2 protein-coding genes are annotated in these 3,602 nt (G+C 68.8%); both read left to right on the forward strand.

The window, feature by feature from the left end; all coding sequences use genetic code 11:
• The first annotated feature begins 198 nt into the window (after positions 1-198).
• A complete protein-coding gene (gene hglS, locus VA603_RS01060) occupies positions 199-1,563 on the forward strand; it encodes a 2-oxoadipate dioxygenase/decarboxylase HglS (RefSeq protein ID WP_323437683.1) in 1,365 nt (454 codons plus the stop codon).
• 197 nt (positions 1,564-1,760) lie between these two features.
• Entirely contained in the window at positions 1,761-3,260 is a 1,500-nt protein-coding gene (locus VA603_RS01065) for a vWA domain-containing protein (RefSeq protein WP_425603635.1), read from the forward strand.
• Positions 3,261-3,602: the final 342 nt, after the last annotated feature.

Consider the following 3,602-nt stretch of genomic DNA (forward strand, 5'->3'; position numbering starts at 1 on the left):
CGGGATGCGGCCGCGCGCAAGGCGCAGTGAGCGAGCGGAACCCCCTGCGAGCCTGATGGCGGCGGGGCAGGGCATCGCGCCGGGCGGGCGTCGCTGACACCGCTGGCACGGGGGCTTTTGTTGCCGGGCGGATAGGCGCGGCACTGCATTCCGGGCGAAAATGGCGGTTCCTTCGATTTCGCGCCAGCGCGCCCAGTCATGACCGCCGACCGTTTCGTTTCCTCCGACCACATCCGCAGCCTGTTCTCGCAGGCCATGTCGCACATGTACCGCACCGAAGTGCCGTTGTACGGCACCCTGGTGGAACTGGTGGGCGAGATCAACGCCGACGTGCTGGCGGCGCAGCCGGCAATGGCCGAGCAGATGCAGCGCAGCGGCGAGCGCGAGCGGCTGGACGTGGAGCGCCATGGCGCGATCCGCGTCGGCACCGCGCAGGAACTGGCGACGCTGCGTCGTTTGTTCGCGGTGATGGGCATGCAGCCGGTGGGCTACTACGACCTGTCAGTGGCCGGCGTGCCGGTGCATTCCACCGCGTTCCGCCCGGTGGACGGCGAGTCGCTCAACCGCAACCCGTTCCGCGTGTTCACCTCGCTGCTGCGGCTGGAGCTGATCGACGATGAAGCGCTGCGCACGCAGGCCGCGCAGATCCTGTCCCGCCGCAACATCTTCACCCCGGGCGTGCTGCAGTTGATCGAGCAGTGCGAGCGCGACGGTGGCCTGGTCGAAGACGACGCCTGGCGCTTCGTGGTCGAGGCGTTGGAGACCTTCCGCTGGCACAACGAAGCCACCGTCTCGCTGCAGACCTACCACGCGCTGCATGGCGCGCATCGCCTGGTGGCCGACGTGGTCAGCTTCCGCGGCCCGCACATCAACCACCTCACCCCGCGCACGCTGGACATCGATGCTGCGCAGGCAGCGATGCACGAACGTGGCCTGGCCGCCAAGGCGGTGATCGAAGGCCCGCCGCGCCGGGAGTGCCCGATCCTGCTGCGCCAGACCAGCTTCAAGGCGCTGGAGGAGATGGTGCATTTCCCGTCCGGTGCCGACAACGAGGCCGGTACCCACACCGCGCGCTTCGGCGAGATCGAGCAGCGTGGCCTGGCGCTGACCCCGAAGGGGCGTGCGCTGTATGACACCCTGCTGGCACAGGCGCGCGAGAGCGGCGGTGCCGGAAGCACCGGCGGCGACTACATGCAGCGCCTGCAGGCCGCCTTCGCCGGCTTCCCGGACGACCACGACGTGCTGCGCCGCGAAGGGCTGGGCTACTACCGCTACGCGCTGACCGAGGCGGGCCGTGCGTTGCCGGTGGCCGAGCGCGACCTGCCGGCCGAGGTGCTGATCGCACGCGGCCTGGCCAGTGCCGATCCGATCATCTACGAGGACTTCCTGCCGGTGAGTGCCGCGGGCATCTTCCAGTCCAACCTGGGCGGTGATGAGCAGCGTGCCTACGCCGCCCGCGCCAACCGCGATGCCTTCGAGCAGGCCTTGGGGGCCAAGGTCAGCGACGAGTTCGGCATCTACCAGCAGCTCCAGGACGCATCGCTGGCCAGCCTGCGCGCCTGACCGACGGCCGATGCTTGCCGATGGCGGGCGGGGCGCTATGCTCCGCCCAACCCCAGGCAAGGAGTTGGCCGATGAAAGTACGCAGTTGCGTGATGGTGCTGGTGGCCGCCGTGGTCGTGGCGGGCTGCTCGCAGAAGGTGAGGCACGTTGGACCCATGCCTTCACCGCTGCCCGCGCCACCGGCGCCGATGGCAAGGATGGCGGGCGCCCCGACCCTCAACACCATCGTCATGACCGGCTCGCAGGTTGTGCCTGCGGCCAACACCGAGGTCTACGAGCGGCCGGACGACAACCCGGTCAAGCGCACCACCGAGCAACCCGTCTCGACCTTCTCGGTGGACGTGGACACCGGCAGCTACAGCAACGTACGGCGCATGCTCGATGATGGCGTGCGGCCACCGGCCGATGCGGTGCGTGCCGAGGAGTTCATCAACTACTTCAACTACGGCTACGCGGTGCCGGCCGACAAGGCGGTGCCGTTCCGCGTGCATACCGAGCTGGCGCGCGCGCCCTGGGACGCGCGCAGGCAGGTGCTGATGATCGGCATCAAGGGCTACGAACAGTCCCGGGCCGCGCTGCCGCCGATGAACCTGGTGTTCCTGGTCGACACCTCCGGCTCGATGTATTCGCAGGACAAGCTGCCGCTGCTCAAGCGCGCCTTCGCGCAACTGGTGCCGCAGCTGCGCAGCCAGGACCGGGTGGCCATCGTCGCTTACGCCGGTTCGGCGGGCCTGGTACTGGAGCCGACCCCGGGCGACCAGCATGGGAAGATCATCGCCGCGCTCGAACGCCTGCAGGCCGGCGGCAGCACCAACGGCGGTGCCGGCATCGAACTGGCCTATGCGATGGCGCGCCAGTCCTATGTCGAAGGTGGCGCCAACCGCGTGATCCTGGCCACCGACGGTGATTTCAACGTGGGCGTGGCCAACCGCCAGGCGCTGGAGACGCTGGTCGGTGACCGTCGCAAGAGCGGCATCGCGCTGACCACGCTGGGCTTCGGCACCGGCAATTACAACGATGCGATGGCCGAGCGCCTGGCCGATGTCGGCGACGGCAACCATGCCTACATCGACAGCCTGTCCGAAGCACGGCGGGTGCTGGTGCGCGAGATGGGCAGCACGCTGTTCACCATCGCCCGTGACGTGAAGATCCAGGTCGAGTTCAATCCGGCGCGGGTGTCGGAGTACCGGTTGATCGGCTACGAGAACCGCGTGCTGAACAACGAGGACTTCGCCAATGACAAGGTGGATGCCGGTGACATCGGCCCCGGCCATGAAGTGACCGCGTTGTACGAGATCGTGCCGGTGGGCAGTGGAGCCGAGCAGTTGCCGGCGTTGCGGTACGCAGACAAGGCACCGGCCGGCACTGCCCACGGGGACGAGGTGGCCGATGTACGCCTGCGCTACAAGCTGCCGGGCAGCGACAGCAGTGAATTGATCCGCCAGCCGGTGCTGGCCAGCACGTTGCGCGCGACGCCGAGCGAGTCGCTGCGGTTCGCCTCGGCGGTGGCGGGCTTTGCCGATGCGCTGCGCGGTGGCGAGCGCATGCCGGGCTGGAGCTGGGAGCAGATCATCGCAACGGCGCGGGACGCGCGCGGTGATGACCCGGAAGGCGAGCGCGCGCAGTTCATCCAGCTGGTCAAGGCGGGGCAGGGGCTGGTGGAAACGCCTGCACGCCCCGCGCAGAAGGCGGATTGACGCGGCGGAGCCGTGCCAGCGGTGCAGCTGCCACCGCCAGTGCTGTTGCGGTTGATCTTCCCCCTCCCTAGCGCGTAGCGCAGGGGAGGGTCGGGGAGGGGTTGCTTTGGCTTTGCGCTTGGGCGCCTGATGTTGCTGCGCCTTCGGCGGCATACATGGCAACCACAGCAACGGAACAGCCAGACCAACGGCGCCCCTCCCCAGCCCTCCCCCTGCCTGCGGCAAAGGGAGGGGGCAGAGCGCGTCCTGCAAAGGGAAGGGCAGAGCGTGTCGCGCTGCACGTCCGTTGCATCACCCAGGCCGGAATGCACTCCTGGCCTGTCGGTCACTCACGCACGGGCC

This window comes from Stenotrophomonas capsici, from assembly GCF_034961085.1.
Lineage (GTDB): Bacteria > Pseudomonadota > Gammaproteobacteria > Xanthomonadales > Xanthomonadaceae > Stenotrophomonas > Stenotrophomonas capsici.

Coding starts and splice junctions, on each gene's coding strand:
- VA603_RS01065 (WP_425603635.1), top strand. CDS start 1,761: ATGGCGGGCGCCCCGACCCTCAACACCATCGTCATGACCGGCTCGCAG.
- hglS (WP_323437683.1), top strand. CDS start 199: ATGACCGCCGACCGTTTCGTTTCCTCCGACCACATCCGCAGCCTGTTC.